The organism is Ignavibacteria bacterium, from assembly GCA_025612375.1.
Lineage (GTDB): Bacteria > Bacteroidota > Ignavibacteria > Ignavibacteriales > SURF-24 > JAAXKN01.
The window spans coordinates 38588-57356 of the sequence record JAAXKN010000030.1; the positions used below are offsets into that span (position 1 = coordinate 38588).

Sequence of the window (18769 nt, forward strand, 5' to 3'; positions counted from 1 at the left end):
TATTAGTGAATAATGGAATCAATAAAAGAAATATATAAAATCGGCTTTGGGCCTTCTAGCAGCCACACCATTGGTCCCAGAGCGGCCGCAGAAACTTTCAGGAAAATGAGCCCCGACGCATTAAGATACAGGGCTACGTTATACGGAAGCCTGGCTGCAACCGGTAAAGGGCACATGACAGATAAGGCAATAATTGAAAGCCTTTACCCTTTTGAAACCGAAGTCGTCTGGAAGCCTGATGAATTCCTGAAGAAGCACCCGAATGCAATGAAGCTCGAGGCGCTTGACATGAACGGAAACATCACAAACGAATGGACCGTTTATAGTGTAGGTGGCGGCAAGATCGTTGACGATGATCATGACGAGGAGATGCATTCCCTATACGATCTCAGCACGATGGATGACATACTGAAATGGACAAAATCCAAGGGAGGCTCACTGTGGGAATACGTTGAGGAGACCGAGGGAAGCGAAATCTATGAGCACCTGTCGGACGTATGGGCGGTTATGAATGAGTCCATTTCCCGCGGAATTGAGAATGAAGGCATACTGCCCGGAGGCTTAAATCTCAGGCGGAAAGCCTCCTCGTACTTCGTGAAGGCAAAGAATTATACGGGTTCTCTAAAGGAGATGACGCTCATATTTTCATATGCTCTTGCCGTTGCCGAAGAAAACGCAGCGGGAGGAAAGATTGTAACTGCGCCAACCTGCGGGTCGTGCGGGGTTGTGCCGGCGGTATTAAAAAGACTCCAGGAGAGCTTTGACTTTTCGGAGCAGAAGATATTAAGGGCGCTTGCAACGGCTGGGCTTGTAGGCAATATTGTTAAAACCAACGCTTCAATTTCAGGAGCCAAGGTGGGCTGCCAGGGTGAGATTGGAACGGCATGCGCAATGGCCGCAGCCGCCGCAACGCAGCTTTTAGGAGGCACTCCGCACCAGGTTGAGTATGCAGCTGAAATGGGAATTGAGCATCACCTGGGTCTTACGTGCGACCCGATATGCGGACTTGTGCAGGTACCCTGCATTGAGCGCAACGCCTTTGCATGCGAAAGAGCACTGAACACTGCAACCTTTGCCCTCCTTTCCGACGGGCGCCACATAGTTTCTTTTGACAAGATTGTTAAGACGATGAACCAGACGGGCCACGACCTGCCTCACATCTACAAGGAAACTTCCGAAGGCGGCCTGGCTTTATTGTGGGAATAATAAAAATACCTCCCGGAGTCTTTCACCGCGCGGGAAGTCCGAGGTCAGGAAGGCGGCGCCATCCACAGCGGAGAAAGGCGCCGTTTTGTAGAAAAATAATGGGCTACAGTCCGGACCGGCGGCGGCGGTCGCTGTAGAACATTTCCTCGTCAAAGTGCTGGTGGCTGTAGAAGTCACCCGTATCATCGGACTGATAGATTATATCCGGGTCCATAATATGGCGTATTGAGTTTTCGTAAATTCTGGTGATAATGCCTCCGTCATAGAGCGGGTATTCCCTCAGGTTGTTCATTCGTATTTTGGGCACCGTTACCCTGTCATCTTTTTTGTCCACTACAGCCAGTCCCACAGGTATCAGCAGGTGTCTGGCATTAAGCTCGTCGTCCTCATTTTTAAGTGTAATAATCACGTCGAGGTATCTTACTTTCAATGCGGCCGGATCAATTATCAGGTCGTCCACTTCGCCGAATTTCTCGCCGTCACCGCCGTATACGTCAGAGCCGCGGACGTCCGGGTCATCTTTGGATACTTCATAAAAGTCCAGTTCGCTCAGACTGTATAAGAGTCTTTTTTCTTCCCTGCCTTCTCCGGGATTTAATTCCATCTTACTGCCTCCTCTTGTTTTACTTAACGTCGTGTCTACTCGGTTTTTGCTTTCTGAACCATTGCCTGAAGGACAGCTGCCGACTGCTGGAAGAACTGGTCAACCTTTGGCTTTTGGTTTCTTACTTCCGCTTTGGGATCGATTGCCTCGGCTTTCTGCTGGACAATTCCGACCTGGCTTTTCAGGTTAGGATATTTTTTCGCCTGGATTGAATTCATCAGTCCTGAAGCAGTCATAAAAGCATCTCTAATTCTGCCCGACTTTTCCACCGGGGTCCAGTTATTCTGTATGCTGTCCGACAGGGTCTGAAGCCTCCTGCTCTGCTGGATAATATTGTTATCGTTTGCAGCATCCCTGTTTGCCGTAGCTCCAAGGGCAGCAGAGAGAAGATGAAGCCCGTAGCTTGTATACTGCGGCGACTTTGCGTTATCCTCTCTTGTTTTGGAAGTATCCTCAAGGAAACCCACAAACTCCTTTACGCTTCCGGCGACTTTATTGGTATCGACAGTAACCGCAGCGGTTTGTACCGGATTTCTGGAAGCTGTCAGGCTCCTGATAACCATATAAATAATTGCCAAAATTGCAATTGCATATAAGACATAAGATATTGGCGAAGGCCTCTTCGGTTGGATTTTTATATCTGCCATTACTCCCTCCTTAATTAAAAAACTGATTTCCTGAAGCAGAAAGCCAGGAAGTCACACTTTCATATCAGGGATTTCCCACCTATATATTTAATATATTATTTTCTTTTTCTGTTACAATGGAGTAAAAATGCAATCCAGAGCCGGAGTATCGGTGGGAGACCCGGATCTAAAAGTTCGGGCTGGTCAGGCCGGGACAATTACTCAAAACTCATTATGTATTTTAAAAGAAAAAGCATATTTTGAGTAGCGTAATTTAATTAAACAGATATTACTGATATTCATAGCCGGACCTCAAATGCAAAAGCTTTCAAAACTTTCGGTTATTCTGCTGTCGGCTTTACTGTTCATTGCCTCATCAAAAATTTTCGCTTCAGCCGACCCCCTTGTGGGCGGCAAACTGCGCGGTATTGTTACAGATACCACAAACGGCGAGGCAATCCAGTACGCAAACATTTACATCAAAAACCTCCGCCTGGGCTCCCCGACAGACAGTAAAGGGTACTTTTTTATTCCTTCTATTCCCCCCGGAAACCATGTAATCACTGTCTCCTGTATAGGCTACAGGACAAAAGAGATCCTGGCCGAAATCAAGGAAGGCCAAATTACACAATTAAACATACAGCTCATTCCAAGCAGCATCAGGCTGGAAGAGGTTTCCGTAATAGGAAATAAATCAGCCCGTGAAAACGAGATTGACGTGGGGCTGCAGAAGATCAGCATAAAAGAGATACAGATGATGCCCACAGGCGTCGAGGCCGATATTTTCAAGGTCCTTCAGTCTTCTCCCGGAGTAAGTTCAACAGGCGATGTAACCTCCAGGTATTTCGTACGCGGCGGAAACAGCAACCAGAACCTGGTGCTATTAAACGGTGTGACCGTTTACTACCCTTTCCACGCTCTCGGCATCTACAGTACTATAGACCCTGAAATGATTTCAGGCATGGAATTCTATAAAGGAGGCTTTGGGCCTGAATTCGGCGGGAGGCTATCTTCTGTGCTGAATGTCCTTACAAGAGACGGCAATAAAAACAGCCTCCACGCCGCCGGAACGGCAGGACTTTTGTCCGGAAAGGCCTCAGTGGAAGGGCCTATCCACGGCGGCTCATTCCTCGTTACCGGAAGAAAAAGCTATTACGCAAAAGCGCTCAAGAAATTCCTGAACGACCAGGAGGCTCCCTTCGATTTCTATGATTTGTCATTCAAGGTAAACTATGCAAATCCCGAACTCCTTTATAACGGGAAGTTCACGGCTCACGGATTCTTCTCACAGGACATGGTTAAAAATGACGACCCGTTCAAGGAGGACTACAGCATTAAGAACAGACTCTTCGGACTGAACTGGTATCAGATCTGGGCAAGCCCCCTTTTCTCTGAAATCACACTTTCATCCAGCAATTTTGAGGCGGAAGTGATGCCGAACTTAAGCCAGTCGAAGCCCAGGAGTAATTTTGTTCACGACATAACGAGCCAGTGGAACTTTACATATATTTACGACAGCCGCGACGAACTGAATTTCGGAATAGAGAACAAATTCATTTCCACGGGGCTCAAAATGCAGAACCTTTATGGAAAAAACATCTCATTCGACCAATCGGGCTACGGACTTACAGGATTTGCCAATTACAAGTTCTACAGGTATGAGAACATAGGATTTAACCTAGGCATGAGGGTTAACTTTGCAACAATTTCCGAGCTGAGGCCTTTTCTTCTTGAGCCGCGCATTAACGTCACTTATAAGCCTATTCCCACACTCTCATTAAAGGCAGGCCTGGGCAGATACTCCCAGGAGATGGTAACTTTATCAAACGAAAACGACCTCATATCAATTTTTGAGCCCTGGACAATCATTCAGCCAAGCATTGCTGCCAGCGAAGCCACTCAGTTTACTTTAGGCCTAAGCTACTATTTAACGGAAAACTTTACGGTGGACCTGGAAGGATACTATAAGTACCTGACAAATCTTTCGGAGGCAAATTACAACAAGTATTTTGTCACAGATCCCGACTACATAAATGTAAAAGGAGAAGCCTACGGAATTGAAAGTCTCATAAAAATGCAAACCTCGGGAATGTATGTTAAAGCCGGGTACTCTTTAAGCTGGTCGTTTAAGATAGACAGTAAAGGCGTGCGCTACGTTCCCAAATATGACCTCAGGCATTCGCTTAACATTCTTACAGGATACGACCTTGGGCGCGGTTTTGAGTTAAATGCAACGTGGTTCTTAAATTCAGGTCTGCCGTTTTCACCTATAACAGGTTTTTACGACAGGCTTCAGATTGACAACGTTTGGAATGTTCAGGACCTCACCAGCTTTAAGGGTTCAACAATATGGGACAGGCGGAACCTTGAACGCCTGACGGTCTATCACAGGCTGGACATCGGGATGTCGAAGAAGTTCAGCTTTGGCTTCGCACAGTTCACGCTCGATGCAAGCATAATGAATGTTTACAACAGAAAGAACATATTTTACTTTGACAAAAATACCGGAAAGCAGGTCAATATGCTTCCCTTCCTGCCTTCAGTGTCCTTAAAGGTGGAACTATGAAAAAATTATATATTCTGATGCTCATTGCAGCGGCGGCTTTTTTCAACATGTCGTGTGAGGAAACGGTTAGCCCGAAAGCTGCATTCAAAGAGCAGTATGTGCTTACCTGTATTGTTAATATTTCTGCCGACACAGTGCTGGCCGTAATCAGTAAAACTTACGACGTGAACGGCTTTAACCCGGAGGTAAACAAAGTGGACCCGGCTTTAACCGGAGCCGAAATTACAATTACGCAGGGGCAAACCACCTATAAGCTCCACGAAGGTGAAAGGCTGAGAGCAGACACGAGCCGGTACACCAGCCACCAGCAATATTACATTGCAGTGGGAGTTAAATTTGTGGACGGCAAGGATTTGAAGATAGCGGCCAAGCTTCCAAATGGAAGAATCCTTTCGGCCGTTACAACGCCCCCTGATGTTCCACAAATAGAATTCTCATATGAATTCCCCAACGGCGTAGATCCTACGATTAACTGGTATATTGCAGGAGACTATTACACGGCCAGGTGGTATCCTGTTAACAGTAATCATTATACTTTCCCGAGGCTATCCATACCATACCAAAAAAACAAAGAGGGCAAAATTACATCTTTAAGGAAGATAATCCCCATTTCTTATGTAAAACAGGGTGACAAACTTGTCCCTTATTACCCGGGATTCACACAAGCAGACTCGTGCGCTTTTGAATACAAGTCAATAGTGACTTCACTCCATAATCTTCCGGAAGGGGATCCTAATTTGACGGACTACACTTTGAAATATATCGACTTCGAACTTCTTGAGTTTGATGCGCCGCTTACCACCTATTACTCGAGCACAAACGGGCAGATGGATAACTTTTCCATAAGAACAGAGGAGATGGTTTATTCGAATATCAGCGGGGGGCTCGGTATCTTCGGAACTTACAGGAAGACAACGGTCAGAAAAAAGCTGGATGCTTATTATATCACAACTAGACTGGGCTTTAATTGGGACAAAAGCGGAATGTAAAAAGGCCGTAAGAATAGAAAAATTATCCGGGCGGGCATAAGAATTATTCCCGGTGCCGCCCGGGTAATTATTTATAATCCCAGTTCAGCTTTGTTGGCCTTCATGGCTTCAACGCAGAACTGAATGTGCTCATCTAACGGGATGCCGAGCTCTTCGGCGCCTTTTGTAATATCTTCCCTTCTTACAGCACGGGCAAACGCTTTATCCTTCATCTTCTTTTTTACAGATTTCACTTCCACCTCATCAATAGAACGGCTGGGTCTTACGTAGGTGACTGCCGTAATAAAACCTGCCAGCTCATCGCAGGCAAAAAGAGTTTTTTCAAGAAGAGTTTCGCGGGGAATATCTGTAGAGCTTGCGTGCGACATAATTGCGCGCCTGAAGGCCTCGCCGAACCCCTTTTCCTTCAGTATTTCATTTCCCTTAAAAGGATGGTCCTCAAGGGACGGGTACATTTCATAATCGAAATCGTGCAGAAGGGCCACGTTGCCCCAGTACTCCGTATCCTCGCCGAATTTCTTTGCGTATGCCCTTACACAGCTTTCAACTGCGTAGGCATGCTTTAATAAACTTTCACCTTTTGTGTATTCTTTTAAAATAGCCAGACATTCTTCCCTGGTAGCCATTTTTTCTCCTTTGTTTTAGAACATTACAAATTTATATTTTAACGCTGCGCGGAAGAAAGCTTTTAAGGATTAAAGCTCGGGCATATCCCGCCCAGCACACATTCCAGGCACTTAGGGCGCCTTGCTACGCAGATCTTCCTGCCGTGGCTGATAAGATAGTGCGAGGAGTTAATCCATTCCTCTTCAGGAAGCAGTTCCTTAAGGCGCATTTCAATTTTTTCCGGGTCATCCGACTGTATGAAGCCGAGCAGGTTTGCAAGCCTCTTAACATGAGTATCCACGGCAATTGCAGGAATTCCGAAAGCGTTAGCTGCAACAACCGAGGCTGTTTTTCTTCCCACACCCGGGAGCTCCGTAAGAGCGTCAAAATCGCGCGGGACCTCGCCGTTATACTTTTCAACAAGAACTTTGGAGCAGTTTTTTATGCTTTTAGCCTTGTTGCGGTAGAAGCCGGTTGAGAAGATGTCTTTTTCAAGCTCTTCAACGGGGACCTCAAGAAAATCCTTGGGGGACCTGTATTTCTTAAAAAGGTCCTTAGTTACAATATTCACCCTTGCATCGGTGCACTGGGCAGAAAGTATTGTTGCAATTATAAGCTCAAAAGGGGTTGTAAAGTCGAGTGCCGATTTAACTTCAGGGTACTCTTTTCTAAGTATTTCGAACACCTTTTTAGCGTGCTCTTTTTCTTTATTTTTCGGCATCTTTATTAAACCTTTTATCTTTAATCATAAGTCTTTCTACAGGAATATTGTCAATTATATGGCTTTGGATAATTTCCTCCACGTCCTCCAGCTTTACGCCGCCGTACCAGACCTGTTCGGGGTAGACGACCATAGAAGGGCCGAACTCACAGGCATCGAGGCAGCCTGAAGTGTTTGCCCGTACAAGGTGGTTTAAGCCCAGCTCTTTGAGTCTTTTTTTGAGCTGTTCGCGTATTGCAGGGGAGCCCTTATCGGAGCAGCAGCCCCGGGGGTGGCCCTCGGGCCTTTTATTCTCACAGACAAAAATATGCTTTTCAAAACGTTTCATTGCAAAGCCTTTCATTTTTCATAAAAACAAAGATAAAAAAATTTAGGTTCAGAAGTCCATACTGCATGAGCAGTTCAGGACTTAATATCCTGGATAAAAGCCTCAGAAAGCGGAAAAATTGATTATTTTTGAAAATATTTTAAATTTTTCAAAAAAATTTTCCGAGAATGCTCTTTGTAACCATATATATATGTATAGAGGAAAATTTTTGTTGCGGATTAAAGTAAGAAACTTAAAAAACAACGCAAAATGGGAAACAACCTGATAAGTCAGATTTCAAAGAAGCTGACGAACTACAAAGAAAAGCGGGAATATGAGAGGCTTTATTCCTTATTATTGAAAAATGCCGTACCAGTTGAAAAAGAATCTCAGGGCAAAGGGACCCTCCAGGCAAAAAAATAATTCAGTTTACCTTCTGATTTTTTTTGGGGTCCCTAACCCTTTAAAAAAACAAAAAACCCCGAACTTGTCTCAAATTCGGGGTTTACTTGTAGCGCGTACCGGATTCGAACCGGTGATCTCTGCCTTGAGAGGGCAGCGTCCTAAGCCACTAGACGAACGCGCCAGTGTAAAAAATCTAGAAGTACAAATTTAAGAAAAACCTGCAATTTCTCCAAAGCTTATTTCAACAAAATCATTTTCTTTATGCTCATGTAGCTGCCGGCCTTGAGCTGCACAAAATAGATACCGCTTGGCAGTTTCTCTCCGCTAAATTCAACCGCATAATCCCCTGCCGGCTTGACTGTATCCATCAGATTGGCTATTTCGACTCCCAGGGCATTAAAAACCTTTAACGATACACGTGTCTCTTCCGGAACAGTAAATCTGACGGTTGTTACCGGGTTGAAAGGATTGGGATAGTTCTGGAATAAATTGTAAGTTAATTCCGGCTGCTTGTCTGCAAGAACCGTCTGCGCTCCGTTGCTAAGAGGAAATAAAAGAGCAAGCAGTATAAATATGTATATAATTTTTTTCATGTCGCATTCTCCCCTGTTTATAGTATTGGACCGGTAATTGGGATAAAAGGTTTAACCGGAAAAAAATACAGTAAAACATTTTTCATAAATCATTTCTTTTAATTTAAGGTTTAAATTATTAATATTAAATACTCTAGAACACAAGCTACATAATTTAAACGAGGTACGGCATGAAAAAATTCCGGATGATGTCCCTTTTCTTCATTTTTGGGCAATCTGTCCTTCCCAACTATATAATGGGCCAGGAAACCGGCGGCTCTTTTAAGAGTCCTGAACTTGAAAAAGTGGCCTCAGGCCTGAAATTCCCGGAGGGCCCTGCCTGGAACGGGAAAGACATCTTATACGCGTCAAACTGCTACGGCGACTGGATTACGCGCATTCAGGGGGATAAAGTGGACGCATTTGTCCAGGCCCCTTCAAAACCATATCAGTTCGAAAAAACCAACGGGCTTACGGTTTATGAAGACGGGAGCGTCTTTGCCTGCGAATACGGCAAGGGTGCAATTATAAGATTTTCCCCCGACGGCAGCTGCACGGCTGTCTCAGAAGGCTTTGAGGGTAAAAGGTTCAAAAAGCCTAATGACCTTGCATTTGCACCTAACGGTGACCTTTATTTTACAGACCCCCTGGCCTACGACAAAAATAACCTGGACGGCGTAATTTACAGGATTTCTTCTGATTTTAAGACTACAACGCCCGTTTATTCAAATCTCGGTTTTCCAAACGGTATAGCTTTTTCTCAAGACGGTAAATTTGCTTACGTATGTGAATCGGCTTTCCAGAGGATAATCAGATTCCCGGTTAAAGATGACGGGACTTTCGGAGATTTTACGGTATTTATTGACCTTCCGGGCGGGGATCCGGACGGGATAGCCTTTGACACGGAGGGCAACCTTTACGCGGCTCATTTCGGAGGGGGCGGAGTGTATGTCATTTCTCCTGAGGGCAAAATAAAAGGCAAGATACCAACTCCGGGTAAAAAACCGAGCAACGTGGAATTTGCCGGGGATGACATGAAAACGCTTTATATTACAGAAGATGAAACGAACTCAATTTATAAGACCAGGGTTGAGGTTCCGGGTTTAAGGCTTTTCCATTCACCGGGTGCAAAATAGCTACTTATCAGGTATCTCTTCAAAACGGTGCCAGGAAGTGTTCCTGGCACCGTTTTTTTAGGACATGGTTTATGAGGTCATTTCCAATGGCAGAGTTACCTTAAAACATGCTCCCGGTTTGCCCTGGGTGGCCAGGCGCGAAGGGCTTTCAACGGAAATTGTTCCTTTATGACGCTCTATTATCTGTTTTACAACTGAAAGCCCCATGCCGGAGCCCTCGTAGCCCCCGTGCTTAATGTTTGAACCCCTGTAGAATTCCTCAAAAATCTTATTTAGTTCACTTTCAGGGATTCCTATCCCGTTATCACACAGATTCACGGTTAATACGTCGTCATTATCCAAGAGCAGAATTTCAATTTTGCCTTCGGAGCCTATGTACTTTATAGAGTTGCCAAGAAGGTTCGAGAAAGCCACCTCCAGCAGCTCCCTGTCTGCGAGTATATACTTCTTAATCTTCCTTTCGTCCTTCAGAACGACATTAATATGTTTTTGTTCTGTCATTGCGCGGTGCTGGTCAATTATTCCGCACAGAAGTTCATCCATTTTTATTTCTTCTTCTGAAAGCTCATTTAACAGTTTTAACTTCGAAAGGCGCAAAATGTTATTTATCATCCGGATTGTCTCTTCGGTTCTTTTTCTTGCCCGCAGGAGCCTTTCTGAAACCTCAGGGGCCACAGGCCCCAGGAAAGAGCCCAGCACAAGGTCGAGGTATGACTGCACGGCAGCAACCGGGGTTTTTATCTCGTGCACCACGCCCATTATATATTTCTGCTTTTCAATTTCAGCCAGGTTAAGTTTTTTCAGTGTTTCAATGAGGTCCTGCTCACGCCTGTAGAGCTCGTGGGCAATTTTGTTGGCTATTGTAACGCTTACAAACATCATTACGCTAAAGACAATCAGAAATACAATAATGAAGTTCAGGTTGTTGTATACAGGGTGCATGAAAAGGCTATAAACCCCGTGGTGAGCCAGAAGTCCAAGGTACTCCGAAAAGACCAATAGTGAAAAGAGCAGAACAACCCCACCCGAAATAGTATAGATTACAAAACCGGGCAGAATGAGGCTTCCGATGATCATGTGAAAGATAAAAAACATGTAAAGAGGATTTTCAATTCCGCCGCCGTAATGCACCAGGAGCATTAGTGCGGCAAGGTCAAACAACATCTGCAGAAGCGACAGGTGCAGGGCGTGAAACCTTCCGGCTTCGGGTTTAATAAAGCGCCTGAAATAGTGAAAGCATGCATTATAGAACAGGATTGAGAGTGTAATAATACTGTAGGCCATGGCCTGTGTGTGCGTCAAGGGGAGCTTCATAATGAACTGCAGCCCAAGCAGCATTGCCACCAGCATTGCCACCGCCCCGTACCTTAGTTTTATCAGCCAGAGATTCCTTTTTTTAACAGAAACCCAGAATTCCGGATTATCACCAGCCCACGAAGGAATTAATGAAATCATAAGATTCTTTCCGCTGAATTTCTTGGTGAGTCTAATCTATAGTATTATTTTATCTTAGTCAATAGTTGCCTCAAATCCCTGAAATAGTGTTGAAATAAACCGCGGGCACCCTTATCTTTGAGTATTAATTTGAGATTGGTTCATATATGAAATATAACATTTTATTTGCAGCTGTTTTTCTGGCCATTGTTATAATTGCCGGATGCAAGGACACCATTACAAACCAGAGCGTGGACGAGCATCAGATTCCCTCAAAGAATGTAAGCTACAACAATGATATCCAGCCTCTTCTGGAAGTTAAATGCAACAATGCAGGCTGCCACGACGACCAGAGCCGTGCCGGAGGGCTCAGCTTTACTTCGTACCAGAATACGACCTCGGATCCGACTGTAGTTGTTGCAGGATACCCTCAGAACAGCCGCCTTATTTGGGCAATTCAGCCCGGGGCTACAAATCATATGCCTCCGGTAGATCGGCCGCAGCTGACCAAAAACCAGATCGATGGAATTACTACATGGATTAAAGAAGGTGCAAAGCCAAATTAAATTCAGGTGCCTACGTTGAATTTAATTTCCGGAGTGTAATAAAAGGCTTTGGAAGCCCGGACTGCAGGCATTGCGAAAGTCATTTTCTTTCAGGCGGGGAGACCCCGCCTGAAAATATTTCATTTGATAAATTACTGACCCTTTAGAGCCACTTCATTTCCTTGTACCAGTCGCAGGTTCTTTTTATTCCCTCTTTTATTGGTATCTCCTGATGGTAGCCCAATTCGTTCACAGCTTTTGAGGTGTCACACGTCCAGGCTTCCTGCACGAGATCCCGTGCCTTTTCGAGGTTTAGGGTTGCGGGCTTTGAGCTGAACATTGCAAAGAACTGTGCAATTGCGGCAATTGTGTAGACCAGAAAGTGCGGGACCTTAACTTTGAGGGCATTTTTACCCAGCACCTCTGAGGTAACTTTGCCTATTTCAGTCCAGGTGTAAATCTTCTCCGAACTGATAAAATAGGTCTGGCAGGCTGAATTTTCATTTACTGCAGCCAGGTAAAAGCCCCTTACGAGGTCCACTGCATGTATAAGGCTTAAGGATTTGTCATTCATGCCTATTGTAGTCATGAGCCCATTATTGAAGGTCCGGAAGAAGATAAGTATTTCCGTATCGCGTTCGCCGTAGACAGCAGGAGCGCGGCAGATTGTAATCGGCAGGCGGTCCATATAGCTTCTAGCCAGTTTTTCCTCTTCAAGCTTGCTTTTGGCGTAAGTTGTAATAGGGTTACATTCAGACTCTTCGTTTACCAGGCGGCCGCCCAATGAAGGGCCGCAGGCGGTCTGGCTGCTGACTACCAAAATCTTCTTTAATGTGTCTTTAACTTCCAGGGCTGCTTCAAGAATAGTGCGTGTAGTTTCCACGTTTCCCATAAAGTAGCCTTCAGGAGCCTTGCTTTTGACCACTCCTGCAACGTGGAAAATGTAATTAGCTCCCTTAAAGACCTTCACGAGGCCTTCTTTATCAAAGAGTCCGCAATCTATAATTTCCACGTTTTTACCGCTCAGCCATTTAAGGTTGCTGGATTTTCTGGTGATGCATTTGACCTTAAAGTTTTTGCTTAAAAGCAGATCCACAAGGTGGCTGCCCACAAAACCGTTTGCTCCTGTTACCACTGCAACCGGGCTGCTGTCTTTCATATTAATTTCCATTTGATTTTAAGATGATTTAATTATAGATTTTGCATTAAAATTAATAAATACGCGTGAACCAGACAAAAATAAAAATAAAAGAATCAAATTTCATATAAAGTTAATAGAATTAGGAGGATTATTTTGGATCTATTTACGAAGTGTTTCGAATTTACCAAGGCAGATGAGGTTAAGGCATCGGGTCTTTATCCTTATTTCAGGGAAATTGAAGAAAACGAAGGACCTGTTGTAACGATGAAGGGGAAGAAAGTTATTATGGCAGGATCCAACAACTATCTTGGTCTTACAGCGCATCCAAGGGTAAAAGAAGCTGCAATAAAAGCTGTAGAAAAATATGGGACAGGGTGTTCCGGTTCACGTTATCTTACGGGCACGATCGATCTGCACGTTGAGATGGAAGAAAAACTCGCAAAGTTTCTTGGAAAGGAAGCATGCCTTCTTTTCTCGACCGGATACCAGACGGCCCAGGGAATTATTCCTACGCTCGTACAGCGCGGTGAATATGTAGTTTCAGATAAAGACAACCATGCATGCATTGTTGCAGGAAACCTCATGGCCAAAGGCGCCACGGCTGAAATTGTGCGCTACAAGCACAACGACATGAAGGATCTGGAAAGAGTAATATCAAAGCTCCCGAAAGAAGCCGGAAAGCTTATTGTTTCCGACGGCGTGTTCTCAACGGGCGGTGAAATTGTTGACCTCCCGACACTGAATAAGATAGCAAAGGAAAACAACGCAAGAATTTTAATTGACGACGCACACTCAGTAGGAGTAATAGGTAAAGGCGGAAGAGGTACGGCAAACGAGTTTGGCCTCACTGATGAAATTGACATGACAATGGGAACCTTCAGCAAGACTTTTGCTTCTTTAGGCGGTTTTGTCGTCGGCGATGCAAAGGTAATAAATTACATTAAGCATCAGTCCCCTGCTCTTATTTTCAGCGCCTCGCCAACACCGGCCAGCGTAGCATCTGCAATTGCTGCTTTGGAAATCTTAATAGAAGAGCCTGAAAGGGTTGACCGCGTTGTCAGAAACGCTGCCAAGGTAAGAAAATGCCTCAAAGAGGCGGGTTTTAACGTAATAGACAACAGAACTGCAATTGTTCCTGTTGTAATTGGCGACGACGCACTCTGCTTCCAGATGGGCAAGATGCTCTTCGACGACGGCGTATTTGTAAATGTGTTTATTTCACCCGGCGTTCCACAGGGAAGGCAGATGATGAGAACGAGCTACATGTCTACCCATGAAGACGAGCATCTCGATTACATCATCGATTCAATGAAACGTAACGGTAAGAAACTGGGAATTATCGACTAACCGGTTTTCTCTATATATACGCCCCCGCCTTCAAAAAGGCGGGGGCAATTGATCTGTAAATTTCTGCATCAGCATACTTAACTTTTCAAGGTATGCTTTTTTTTTAGAGGAATATGTATGGGAAATATTAATATTACAACGGTCAGCTCCAAGAAAGACCTGATGAGGTTTATAAAGCTGCCCTGGAAAATTTATGACGGTGACCCGAACTGGGTTCCGCCTTTGATCATGGACAGGAAGAAGATCCTCAGCAAGGAAAAGAATCCTTTCTTCAAGCACGCTGAAATGGAGATGTTCCTGGCTGAAAAAAACGGTGAACTGGTTGGAAGAATTGCAGCAATTAAAAACGACCTGCACAACAAGTACCACAACGATAACGCAGGTTTTTTCGGATTCTTTGAATGCATTAACGACCAGGAAGTGGCAAATGCACTCTTTGATGCCGCTAAAGGGTGGCTGAAAACCAAAGGGCTGGGCATGATGAGGGGGCCTGCAAACCCTTCGAGCAACGACGAGTGGGGAATGCTCCTGGATGGTTTTGACGACCCTCCAAGACTCCTTATGACCTATAATCCGAAGTACTACCTTGACCTCTGTGACAACTACGGCCTGAAGAAAGAAAAAGACCTTTATGCCTATAAGCTCGAGAACCAGAAGGTAATGTCTTCGGAAAAACTGAAGAGGGTTGCAGAGCTTGCTGCAAAAAGAGCAGGACTTGAGGTCACAGCTCTTAATATGAAGGAATTCAAGAAAGAGCTCGAGAAGGTTAAATATGTTTATAACAAGGCATGGGCTCCGAACTGGGGATTTGTTCCCTTGACAGATGATGAGCTCGATGCAATGGCAAAAGACTTAAAGCCGCTTGCAGAGCCTTCACTCGTAATATTTGGCACGATAAAGGATCAGCTAGTCGGGTTTGCTCTTGTAATGCTGGACTATAACCAGGTATTCAAAGAGATGAACGGAAGGCTCTTCCCGTTCGGTTTTATTAAGATGTTTACACAAAAGAAAAAGATCACATGGTCCAGGATCATCACACTCGGCATCATCCCTGAATTCCAGAAAAAAGGGCTGGATGCGGCATTCTATTATGAGATAGTCCAGAGGGCTCATGCAATAGGCATAGACCTTGGCGAGGCGAGCTGGATTCTGGAAGACAACGAAATGATGAACCGTGGCGCCCAGGTAATGAATGGCGATCTTTACAAGAAATACAGAGTATACAATATGAGTATTTAAGTACTAGTATTTTATTCACCCAAAAAGCGGCTCTGAGAAGGGCCGCTTTTTCCTTTAAAGGACCCACAGAGATATGATAAAGAAACTTTTACTTCTTCTTCTTTTCTCCTCCCCTGTACTTGCACAGTACTCCCCTGCTGATCTGGACCTGGCGGAGACAACCTACTTAAGAAAATTCAGCCCTGAAGTTATAAGTAAATATCTAACATCAGGAAGGCCTGAACGTGTAAGGGCGGCACTTCTAAGCCTCAGCCATTCAAACGACACTACGTTCGTTGAGGCTATTACTGGACTGAATTTCAGCAAGTACGGCGATTATATGTCTTTTGCGCTCGGGCATATAGGCTATTCAAAAGCATCGACTGAATATCTTCTTCAGAAAGCCCTGGATAAAAGCCCTTTTCAGGAAGAAGCCTTTGACGCACTGGGAAGAACGGGAGACAAGGAAGCTTATAACTATCTCATTGAAAAATACCTGAGCACGGAAGGCAAAAACTTTAACGGCATATCGCTTGCAGTTGCAGGCTTTAACTCAAGGGGGATAAGAACTGAAGACGGGAAAGAAATTACGATATTAACCGGTGAAGTTTCTGATACAGAGCTCCCCATGCGCAGGAGGATCCATGCTGCGTTTGCGCTTTCAAGAACAGCACCAGGCAGGGACTCGGAAGAAAGCCTCTTAAAGGTTCTTTCTGAAAAGGGTTCGAAGGAAGACAACATTGTTCTAAGGCAGTACACTCTTGCGGCTTTAAGGAAGCTTAAGTCCTTCAAAGGCAGCATCAATTTATTTAAGAATCTTATTCTTGATCCTGACTGGAGGATAAGGACAGAGGCCGCAAAAGTCCTTTGTTATTACAGTTTTAAGAGCGAGGAAGAGCTTAACACTTACCTCAGGCTCTTAAAGGATGCGAACCCTAACGTCTCGCGCCAGGCCGCAATTTCGCTCCGTGAAGCCTCACTGGACGGCGCCTTAAGAGAGTACCTGAAGAAGGCATTGGAGAAGAGTTTTGATAACTCTTTTACACTTAACACAATGGGAGAAATTTTCCTGACCCTGGCAAAGATGGAGCCCGGCAATGCCTTTAACCTGGCATCAAAGGAAAGGGATAAAGTGGGTAAAGTTTATTACTTCCGCATGATGCAGGAGAATTTTACAGATCCGGAAAGAAACTTAAGCCGCCTCATAGAAAACAGTGCAGACGACAAGTCTGAAGAGCTTGAGCGTTTAAGTGCCCTTCTTGCGCTTCAGAAGTATCTGCCCGGAAACGAAAAGCTTGACGGCATTTTATTAAGCAATTTATCTTCTGTCTTTGCTGCCGCGGTATCCGTTACAGCCGACGGGCTTGACTCCCTCTTTATTGAGCGCCATAAAGATGAGCTTAAAAGAATAATAAAAAGGCAGGCGGGGCTTCACCTAAACAATGCGCAGTTTACAGAAAGCAGCATGTCGCTTGTCGGTCTTGCCGGGAAGATTTCGCCTGAGTTCAGGACTGAAGTATTAAATTTGATGAAAACCTCCACACTTTATTCGATGAGTTCCTTTGCCTTTAAGGAGCTGGGGAAAACTACGGAGCCCAGGAAAGACCTGGGCAGTTTCATCAGCTTCTGGAAAAATGCATTCATATACAAGTATGCAGTAGTTACGACGGATAAAGGGAGTTTCACAATAAAGCTTAATTCAGAGGTGTCGCCCATATCGGTTGGGAATTTCTGCTCTCTGGCAAAGAAGGATTTCTTTAACGGGGTAATATTTCACCGTGTGGTGCCCGATTTTGTAATACAGGCAGGTGATCCGGAAGGTACCGGCTGGGGCGGTCCGGGTTATGAAATCGTATCGGAGTTTTCCCCCGTTCCGTTTGAGAGGTCATATGTAGGGATGGCCAGTGCGGGCAAGGACACGGAAGGCTCGCAGTGGTTTGTAATGCACAGTTATTTCCCTCATCTGAACGGCCGTTACAGCAATTTCGGCAAGGTAGTGGAAGGGATGGACGTAGTAGACACGATAGATCAGGGGGATAAGATCATTAAGGTGGAGCTGAAGTAAAGAGTGAGATACCGGTTCTAGAAAGAATAATGCTAAGGAACACTCCATAAATGGACTACAACTAAAAAGATAATTATTGAAATAAAAGAAGCGACAATGGTAAACATAAAATAAAATAAAACGGTCGCACTGTAAAGGGTAGGAGTGCGGCCTTCTTTTATTAAACCCCAAAAACGGTTCTGGTTTTTCTGCTCTTTATTAACAGGATTATAGAAAGTAATGCAATTCCCAAAGCGGCAAGAAAATCTGCTAAATAGGTTTTGTTGTCTGCCGTATAACAATATGCAATCAAAGCTGTTACCGACAGGACGAGAAAAATCTCTAAAATATTGAATAATTTAGCCATAGGCCACAAATGGATAAAATGTGATGTAATATTAGGAAATATTTTCAAAAGGATCACTTTAAGAAAACAAGAGCATTCAGAATAACGCAATCACTAAGTCATCCTTCGGATGACGAGACATTTGTAGCCCAGGGTGCAGGAGTCCCTGGAAGGGACGACAAACCCCGGGTTAAATAATCCCCCACCACACACCAGCCCCGGTCAGGGGCGGCATATGAAATTGTGCCATGCTTCACATCCAGACATTCCCTTCAGGAGTAAATTTAATCATATCCAAACAGCCCCAGACAGGTTTATTATGCCGGACACATACACACAGCTCTACATCCACGTGGTATTTGCAGTCTCATCAAGACAGGCTCTGATAAAGCCGCATTTTTCATCCGAGATCCAGAGGTACATTACAGGAATTGTAAAGAACAAGGGATCAAGATTGCTCGCCATAAAAGCCATGCCGGATCACGTGCACATACTTTTGGCACTGGATCCAAAGACTTCCATTTCAGATCTCATGAGGGAAGTTAAGGCAAGTTCATCAGGGTTCATGAAGAAGAAGTTTAATTTAAGCCTCTTTTCCTGGCAGTCGGGCTATGGAGCATTCTCATATTCAAAAAGCCAGATTGACAGCGTCATAAAATACATACTGAATCAGGAGGAGCATCACAGGCAGAAGTCATTCAAGGAAGAATACATGAAGATACTCGTGGATTTCGGAGTGGAGTATGACGAAAAGTACCTATTCCACTGGATTTATGAAGAAGAGGATGCATCTGATTAAGGCATTATCGTTTCAGAATTTGAGAATCCCACGAATTTGCCGGATATCCACGAATATGCCGAATATCTACGAATATGTGAGATATTCACGAATTCTAGGCGCTTATGTGCCGCCCCTGACCGGGGCTTGGGGTTTTTTTTGATTATGGCACCCGGGG

Annotated in this window: 17 protein-coding genes and 1 tRNA gene; 9 read left to right on the forward strand and 9 right to left on the reverse strand. The window is 44.6% G+C overall.

Annotated features, from left to right (window positions below):
* The first annotated feature begins 12 nt into the window (after positions 1-12).
* Positions 13-1206, forward strand: a complete 1194-nt coding sequence (locus HF312_15915; protein ID MCU7521701.1) for an L-serine ammonia-lyase — start codon at positions 13-15, stop codon at positions 1204-1206.
* Positions 1207-1309: 103 nt separating this feature from the next.
* Here the strand turns inward: HF312_15915 and HF312_15920 are convergent, their stop codons facing one another.
* Both HF312_15920 and HF312_15925 read right to left on the reverse strand, forming a co-directional pair.
* Positions 1310-1810, reverse strand: a complete 501-nt coding sequence (locus HF312_15920; protein MCU7521702.1) for a hypothetical protein — start codon at positions 1808-1810, stop codon at positions 1310-1312.
* Between the two features lie 35 nt (positions 1811-1845).
* A complete protein-coding gene (locus HF312_15925; protein MCU7521703.1) occupies positions 1846-2457 on the reverse strand; it encodes a hypothetical protein in 612 nt (203 codons plus the stop codon).
* A 295-nt stretch (positions 2458-2752) separates the two neighbouring features.
* On the opposite strand from HF312_15925, the gene HF312_15930 reads away from it, so the two are divergent.
* Together HF312_15930 and HF312_15935 are read left to right on the forward strand one after the other, a co-directional pair.
* Positions 2753-5002, forward strand: a complete 2250-nt coding sequence (locus HF312_15930) for a TonB-dependent receptor (GenBank protein ID MCU7521704.1) — start codon at positions 2753-2755, stop codon at positions 5000-5002.
* Positions 4999-5991 (forward strand): DUF4249 family protein, encoded by a 993-nt coding sequence (locus HF312_15935; GenBank protein MCU7521705.1) that lies wholly within the window; start codon positions 4999-5001, stop codon positions 5989-5991. The genes HF312_15930 and HF312_15935 overlap by 4 nt, the downstream gene beginning before the upstream one ends.
* Positions 5992-6062: 71 nt before the next feature.
* Here the strand turns inward: HF312_15935 and HF312_15940 are convergent, their stop codons facing one another.
* From HF312_15940 to HF312_15960, 5 genes are all read right to left on the reverse strand, one after another.
* On the reverse strand, positions 6063-6617 hold the full coding sequence (locus tag HF312_15940; GenBank protein MCU7521706.1) for an HDIG domain-containing protein: 555 nt from the start codon (positions 6615-6617) through the stop codon (positions 6063-6065).
* Positions 6618-6679: 62 nt separating this feature from the next.
* Complete coding sequence (gene nth, locus HF312_15945) at positions 6680-7318, reverse strand: endonuclease III (GenBank protein ID MCU7521707.1); 639 nt, start codon at positions 7316-7318, stop codon at positions 6680-6682.
* Entirely contained in the window at positions 7305-7646 is a 342-nt protein-coding gene (locus HF312_15950; GenBank protein ID MCU7521708.1) for a (2Fe-2S) ferredoxin domain-containing protein, read from the reverse strand. Before HF312_15950 ends, nth begins: the two co-directional genes overlap by 14 nt.
* Positions 7647-8137: 491 nt before the next feature.
* Positions 8138-8211 (reverse strand) — tRNA-Glu (locus tag HF312_15955).
* A 55-nt stretch (positions 8212-8266) separates the two neighbouring features.
* Positions 8267-8623: a T9SS type A sorting domain-containing protein gene (locus HF312_15960; protein ID MCU7521709.1), complete on the reverse strand. Its 357-nt coding sequence runs from the start codon at positions 8621-8623 to the stop codon at positions 8267-8269.
* A gap of 170 nt (positions 8624-8793) precedes the next feature.
* Between HF312_15960 and HF312_15965 the strand changes: the two genes are divergently transcribed.
* On the forward strand, positions 8794-9738 hold the full coding sequence (locus HF312_15965; protein ID MCU7521710.1) for an SMP-30/gluconolactonase/LRE family protein: 945 nt from the start codon (positions 8794-8796) through the stop codon (positions 9736-9738).
* A gap of 69 nt (positions 9739-9807) precedes the next feature.
* Here HF312_15965 and HF312_15970 read toward each other — a convergent pair whose 3' ends face one another.
* Complete coding sequence (locus HF312_15970; GenBank protein MCU7521711.1) at positions 9808-11193, reverse strand: HAMP domain-containing histidine kinase; 1386 nt, start codon at positions 11191-11193, stop codon at positions 9808-9810.
* A gap of 146 nt (positions 11194-11339) precedes the next feature.
* Between HF312_15970 and HF312_15975 the strand changes: the two genes are divergently transcribed.
* Positions 11340-11738, forward strand: a complete 399-nt coding sequence (locus HF312_15975; GenBank protein ID MCU7521712.1) for a hypothetical protein — start codon at positions 11340-11342, stop codon at positions 11736-11738.
* Between the two features lie 142 nt (positions 11739-11880).
* Here HF312_15975 and HF312_15980 read toward each other — a convergent pair whose 3' ends face one another.
* Positions 11881-12876, reverse strand: coding sequence for an NAD(P)-dependent oxidoreductase (locus tag HF312_15980; protein ID MCU7521713.1), 996 nt, complete (start codon positions 12874-12876; stop codon positions 11881-11883).
* Positions 12877-13008: 132 nt separating this feature from the next.
* Between HF312_15980 and HF312_15985 the strand changes: the two genes are divergently transcribed.
* From HF312_15985 to tnpA, 4 genes are all read left to right on the forward strand, one after another.
* Complete coding sequence (locus HF312_15985) at positions 13009-14205, forward strand: aminotransferase class I/II-fold pyridoxal phosphate-dependent enzyme (GenBank protein MCU7521714.1); 1197 nt, start codon at positions 13009-13011, stop codon at positions 14203-14205.
* Between the two features lie 117 nt (positions 14206-14322).
* Positions 14323-15444 (forward strand): hypothetical protein, encoded by a 1122-nt coding sequence (locus HF312_15990; protein MCU7521715.1) that lies wholly within the window; start codon positions 14323-14325, stop codon positions 15442-15444.
* Between the two features lie 73 nt (positions 15445-15517).
* A complete protein-coding gene (locus tag HF312_15995; GenBank protein MCU7521716.1) occupies positions 15518-17488 on the forward strand; it encodes a hypothetical protein in 1971 nt (656 codons plus the stop codon).
* 644 nt (positions 17489-18132) lie between these two features.
* Complete coding sequence (gene tnpA / locus HF312_16000; protein MCU7521717.1) at positions 18133-18612, forward strand: IS200/IS605 family transposase; 480 nt, start codon at positions 18133-18135, stop codon at positions 18610-18612.
* Positions 18613-18769: the final 157 nt, after the last annotated feature.

Coding starts and splice junctions, on each gene's coding strand:
- tnpA (MCU7521717.1), top strand. CDS start 18,133: ATGCCGGACACATACACACAGCTCTACATCCACGTGGTATTTGCAGTC.
- HF312_15990 (MCU7521715.1), top strand. CDS start 14,323: ATGGGAAATATTAATATTACAACGGTCAGCTCCAAGAAAGACCTGATG.
- HF312_15940 (MCU7521706.1), bottom strand. CDS start 6,617: ATGGCTACCAGGGAAGAATGTCTGGCTATTTTAAAAGAATACACAAAA.
- HF312_15915 (MCU7521701.1), top strand. CDS start 13: ATGGAATCAATAAAAGAAATATATAAAATCGGCTTTGGGCCTTCTAGC.
- HF312_15960 (MCU7521709.1), bottom strand. CDS start 8,623: ATGAAAAAAATTATATACATATTTATACTGCTTGCTCTTTTATTTCCT.
- HF312_15970 (MCU7521711.1), bottom strand. CDS start 11,193: ATGATTTCATTAATTCCTTCGTGGGCTGGTGATAATCCGGAATTCTGG.
- HF312_15930 (MCU7521704.1), top strand. CDS start 2,753: ATGCAAAAGCTTTCAAAACTTTCGGTTATTCTGCTGTCGGCTTTACTG.
- HF312_15965 (MCU7521710.1), top strand. CDS start 8,794: ATGAAAAAATTCCGGATGATGTCCCTTTTCTTCATTTTTGGGCAATCT.
- HF312_15925 (MCU7521703.1), bottom strand. CDS start 2,457: ATGGCAGATATAAAAATCCAACCGAAGAGGCCTTCGCCAATATCTTAT.
- nth (MCU7521707.1), bottom strand. CDS start 7,318: ATGCCGAAAAATAAAGAAAAAGAGCACGCTAAAAAGGTGTTCGAAATA.
- HF312_15975 (MCU7521712.1), top strand. CDS start 11,340: ATGAAATATAACATTTTATTTGCAGCTGTTTTTCTGGCCATTGTTATA.
- HF312_15980 (MCU7521713.1), bottom strand. CDS start 12,876: ATGAAAGACAGCAGCCCGGTTGCAGTGGTAACAGGAGCAAACGGTTTT.
- HF312_15950 (MCU7521708.1), bottom strand. CDS start 7,646: ATGAAACGTTTTGAAAAGCATATTTTTGTCTGTGAGAATAAAAGGCCC.
- HF312_15935 (MCU7521705.1), top strand. CDS start 4,999: ATGAAAAAATTATATATTCTGATGCTCATTGCAGCGGCGGCTTTTTTC.
- HF312_15920 (MCU7521702.1), bottom strand. CDS start 1,810: ATGGAATTAAATCCCGGAGAAGGCAGGGAAGAAAAAAGACTCTTATAC.
- HF312_15995 (MCU7521716.1), top strand. CDS start 15,518: ATGATAAAGAAACTTTTACTTCTTCTTCTTTTCTCCTCCCCTGTACTT.